General features: G+C 68.1%; 5 protein-coding genes and 2 pseudogenes. 5 read left to right on the top strand and 2 right to left on the bottom strand.

From position 1 onward, the window contains the following. The 4 genes and pseudogenes from ACWNCF_RS04430 to ACWNCF_RS04415 form a co-directional block, all read left to right on the top strand. Positions 1-752 (top strand): methyl-accepting chemotaxis protein (locus ACWNCF_RS04430; protein WP_449406169.1); only part of this gene is annotated, 752 nt, incomplete at its 5' end. Positions 753-760: 8 nt separating this feature from the next. After that, positions 761-1,129: a response regulator gene (locus ACWNCF_RS04425; protein ID WP_056450415.1), complete on the top strand. Its 369-nt coding sequence runs from the start codon at positions 761-763 to the stop codon at positions 1,127-1,129. Positions 1,130-1,169: 40 nt separating this feature from the next. Next, positions 1,170-1,469, top strand: coding sequence for an STAS domain-containing protein (locus ACWNCF_RS04420; protein ID WP_449406168.1), 300 nt, complete (start codon positions 1,170-1,172; stop codon positions 1,467-1,469). A gap of 2 nt (positions 1,470-1,471) precedes the next feature. Continuing rightward, positions 1,472-3,597: pseudogene (locus ACWNCF_RS04415) on the top strand (chemotaxis protein CheA). 223 nt (positions 3,598-3,820) lie between these two features. Here the strand turns inward: ACWNCF_RS04415 and ACWNCF_RS04410 are convergent. Next, positions 3,821-4,169 (bottom strand): annotated as a pseudogene (locus ACWNCF_RS04410) (response regulator); the annotation flags it as partial. A 69-nt stretch (positions 4,170-4,238) separates the two neighbouring features. Here ACWNCF_RS04410 and ACWNCF_RS04405 point away from each other — a divergent pair. Continuing rightward, complete coding sequence (locus ACWNCF_RS04405; protein ID WP_449406167.1) at positions 4,239-4,391, top strand: hypothetical protein; 153 nt, start codon at positions 4,239-4,241, stop codon at positions 4,389-4,391. A gap of 146 nt (positions 4,392-4,537) precedes the next feature. Here the strand turns inward: ACWNCF_RS04405 and ACWNCF_RS04400 are convergent. Further along, positions 4,538-4,717 (bottom strand): hypothetical protein (locus tag ACWNCF_RS04400; RefSeq protein ID WP_449406166.1); only part of this gene is annotated, 180 nt, incomplete at its 5' end.

Genomic DNA, 4,717 nt, shown 5'->3' with positions numbered 1-4,717 from the left:
ATCGTCGACGTGTTCGCGGCCAGCGAAAGGAATTGCGCTCGCTGCTGGACATGCTGGCCGGCGCAGCCGCCAGCAAGCAGCAGATGCTGCAAAAGATCGAAGGCCTGCAGGAAGTCACCGCGCACCTGCAGAAGATGGCGGCGGACGTCGCCAGCATCGCCTGGCAGACGAATCTGCTGGCCCTGAACGCGGCCATCGAGGCGGCCCGCGCGGGCGAGGCGGGGCGCGGTTTCGCCGTCGTCGCGAACGAGGTGCGCATGCTGTCGAACCGCTCGGCCGAAGCGGGCAAGCACATCGCCGAGCAGGTCGGCCGGATCAGCAGCGCCATCGACACCACCTGCCGTGCCGCGGGCGATTCGATGCGTGCGGAAACCCGCGCCGTGCAGGCGTCCGGCGAGATGATCGGCAACGTGCTCGGCTCGCTGCGCGGCGTCACCGACGCCCTCGTCGCATCGTCCGACCTGCTGGCGCGCGAAAGCGCCGGCATCCAGGGCGAAGTCGGCAATGCGCTCGTGCAGCTGCAATTCCAGGACCGCGTCAGCCAGATCCTGTCGCACGTCCGCGACAACATCGCCCGCCTGCCCGCGTGGCTGGACGAACAGGCGCTGGACGGCGGCGCGCCGCAGGCGCTCGACGCAAGCAGCCTGCTGGCCGAGCTGGAAAGCACGTATGCGATGGCCGAGGAACGCACGCTCCACAAGAGCAGTGTCAAGGCGGCCCCGCAGCAGGCCGAAGAAATCACATTTTTCTAGGAACTCTCATGGCAAAAACCATCATGGTGGTGGACGACTCGATTTCGATCCGCCAGGTCGTCGGCATCGCCCTGAAACAGGCCGGCTACGACGTCATCGAAGGCGTCGACGGCAAGGACGCGCTGGCCAAGCTGACCGGCCAGAAGGTCAACCTGATCATCAGCGACGTCAACATGCCGAACATGGACGGCATCACGTTCGTGCGTGAACTCAAGACCCGTCCCGCGTACAAATTCACGCCCGTCCTGATGCTGACCACCGAGTCGCAGGAAGACAAGAAGGAACAGGGCAAGGCCGCCGGTGCGCGCGCGTGGATGGTCAAGCCGTTCAAGCCCGAGGCCCTGCTGGCCGCCGTCCAGAAACTGACCCTGTCCTGACCCCGCCGCCGGCTACGGCCGGCCCATCCCCGGAGCAATGATGAATATTGGCGAAACGAGCCAAGGGGCCGCCGCATGCCTGGCGGTCGAAGGCGAGATGACGATCTACCGCGCAGCGGAGCTGAAACCCGCGCTGCTGGACGCCGTGCGCGCGAGCGATGCGCCCGCGCTCGACCTGTCGTCGGTCACGGAATTCGACTGCGCCGGCCTGCAGTTGCTGCTGGCGGCGCGGCGCGAGGCCGCGCGCCTCGGCCGGCATCTGGCGTTGCGCGACGCCAGCCCCGCGGTGCGCGACGCCTGCGCCCTGCTCGGCGTCGACCTTGAAGGAGCGCAGGAATGAGCATCGACATCGACCAGGTGACGCATACCTTCATCGCCGAGAGCCGCGAGCTGCTCGAGCAGATGGAGTCCGCCCTCCTCGCGGTCGCGCGCGACGGCCTCGATGCCGTCAACGCGATCTTCCGCGCGGCCCACACGATCAAGGGATCGGCCGGCATGTTCGGCTTCGATCCCGTCGTCGAATTCACCCACGTGGCCGAGAGCGTCCTGGACAAGGTGCGCGACGGGACGGTTCCCCTCGGCGACGAACTGGTGGCGCTGCTGCTCGCATGCCGCGACCACATCGGCGCGCTCGTCGACGCCGTCGAAAGCGGCACGCTCGCGGGCGACGCCGCGCTCACGGACGCGGGCGCGCCGCTCGTCGCCGCGCTGCAGGGCTACCTGGGCGAAGCACCGGCGCCGGCCGGCGCCAGCGCCAGCGCCGCCGGCACGCCGGACGCGGGCGCCGCCGGCCACTGGCACATCTCGGCTGCGCTTCGGTCCCGACGTGCTGCGCAACGGCATGGACCCGCTGTCGTTCATCCGCTACCTGGGCCAGCTCGGCACCGTGACGGGCGTCGCGACGAACGCCGACGACCTGCCGGCGGCCGACGAATTCGATCCCGAATCCTGCTACCTCGGTTTCGAGATCGGCTTTGCCAGCAGCGCCGACAAGGCAGCCATCGACAGCGTGTTCGACTTCGTGCGCGAGGACTGCGCCATCCGCATCCTGCCGCCCGAGAACCGCATCGCCGAATACATCGCCTGGCTGGACGAAGCGCCCGCGCAGCGCGAGCGCCTCGGCCAGATGCTCGTGCGCTGCGGCAGCATCACCACGCACGAGCTGGAACAGGCGCTCGCGGCGCAGGCGGCGAACGCCGCGCCGGGCCAACCGATCGGCGCCATCCTCGTCGGCCAGGGCGCCGTGCGCGCGCCCGTCGTCGAAGCCGCCCTCGCGAAACAGCGCCAGGCGCCGGACGCGCGGCCGCAGCAGGAAAGCCGTTCCGTGCGCGTGGACGCCGACAAGCTGGACCGCCTGATCAACCTCGTGGGAGAGCTGATCATCGCCGGCGCCGGCGCCAACCTCATCGCGCGCCGTACGCAGATTCCCGAGCTGCTCGAATGCACATCGACGTTGTCCAGCCTCGTGGAAGAGGTGCGCGACAACGCGCTGCAGCTGCGCATGGTGAAGATCGGCGCGACGTTCAACCGCTTCCAGCGCGTCGTGCATGACGTCGCGCGCGAACTGGGCAAGGACATCCGCCTGGACGTCAGCGGCGAGGACGCGGAGCTGGACAAGACCGTCGTCGAAAAGATCGGCGATCCGCTCACGCACCTCGTGCGCAACGCGATGGACCACGGCATCGAGCCGGCCGACGTGCGCGCCGCGCGCGGCAAGCCGGCGCAAGGCACCGTTGCCCTGAACGCGTACCACGACTCGGGCAGCATCGTGATCGAAGTGACGGACGACGGCGGCGGCCTGAAACGGGAGCGCATCCTCGCCAAGGCCGTCGAACGCGGCCTCGTCGAGCCGGGCCGCACGCTCACCGACAAGGAGATCTTCAACCTGATCTTCGAACCCGGCTTCTCGACCGCGGAGCAGGTGACGAATTTGTCCGGCCGCGGCGTGGGCATGGACGTCGTCAAGCGCAACATCGTCGCCCTGCGCGGCAGCGTGGACGTCGCCAGCACGGAAGGCGTGGGGACCACCGTCACGGTGCGCCTGCCGCTCACGCTGGCCATCATCAACGGCTTCCAGGTCGGCGTCGGCAAGTCCGTGTTCGTGATCCCGATGGAGATGGTCGAGGAATGCATCGAGTTCAGCGACCAGCCCGGCTGCGACTGGGGTCGACCTGCGCGGCCAGCCCCTGCCCTTCGTGCGCCTGCGCGAGCGCTTCGGCGTCGCGGGCGCGCCGGCGCGGCGCCGCAGCATCGTCGTCGTGCGCTACGGCGGCCGCAAGGCGGGCCTCGTCGTCGACAGCCTGCTGGGCGAATTCCAGACCGTGATCAAACCGCTGGGCAAGGTGTTCGCCGGCGCGCGCTTCCTGTCCGGCTCCTCGATCCTCGGCAATGGCGACGTCGCCCTGATCCTCGACATGGCGGCCCTGCTGGCCGGCGTCGAGACGGAAAGCCAGGCCGCGGCGGCCTGATACATCGCCAGTCTTAATTCAAATGAAGTGGAGAGCCACCGTGCTTAAGAATCTGAAAATCGGTATCCGCCTGGGCCTCGGCTTCGGCGTCGTGCTGCTGCTGTTGCTGGCGATCGCGCTGCTGGCCACGAACCGCATGGCGGCGATGAACCAGGCCACCGTGTACATCATTGCTCCGGGGATGGGCCGGCCGTAGCCGGCGGCGGGTCAGGACAGGGTCGGTTTGGACGGCGGCCAGCAGGGCCTCGGGCTTGAACGGCTTGACCATCCACGCGCGCGCACCGGCGGCCTTGCCCTGTTCCTTCTTGTCTTCCTGCGACTCGGTGGTCAGCATCAGGACGGGCGTGAATTTGTACGCGGGACGGGTCTTGAGTTCACGCACGAACGTGATGCCGTCCATGTTCGGCATGTTGACGTCGCTGATGATCAGGTTGACCTTCTGGCCGGTCAGCTTGGCCAGCGCGTCCTTGCCGTCGACGCCTTCGAATGACGTCGTAGCCGGCCTGTTTCAGGGCGATGCCGACGACCTGGCGGATCGAAATCGAGTCGTCCACCATGATGGTTTTTGCCATCGAGTCCTTAGAAAAATGTGATTTCTTCGGCCTGCTGCCGGGGCCGCCTTGACACTGCTCTTGTGGAGCGTGCGTTCCTCGGCCATCGCATACGTGCTTTCCAGCTCGGCCAGCAGGCTGCTTGCGTCGAGCGCCTGCAGCACGCCGCCGTCCAGCGCCTGTTCGTCCAGCCAGCGCGGGCAGGCGGGCGATGTTGTCGCGGACGTGACAGGATCTGGCTGACGCGGTCCTGGAATTGCAGCTGCACGAGCGCATTGCCGACTTCGGCCTGGATGCCGGCGCTTCGCGCGCCAGCCAGTGACAATGCCGACGAGGGCCGTCGGTGACGCCGCGCAGCGGCCCCGAGCACGGTACCGAGGTGGCGAAACTCACCCCGGAGCGCCTGCACGGCGCGGGTTTCCGGCAGAACCGCCCGCGGCACGGCAGGTGGTGTCGATGGCGCTTGCTGATCCGGCCGACCTGTCCGGGCCGTGTGCTTGCCCGCTCAGGCCGAGCAGTTCGACAGCATGCGCAGCCAGGTGCTCAATAATACCGACTAACTCCTCCGT

It is taken from the genome of Massilia phosphatilytica, from assembly GCF_977014125.1.
The sequence above is the reverse complement of the archived record's forward strand: the minus strand, read 5'-3'. Positions and strand labels throughout refer to the sequence as shown.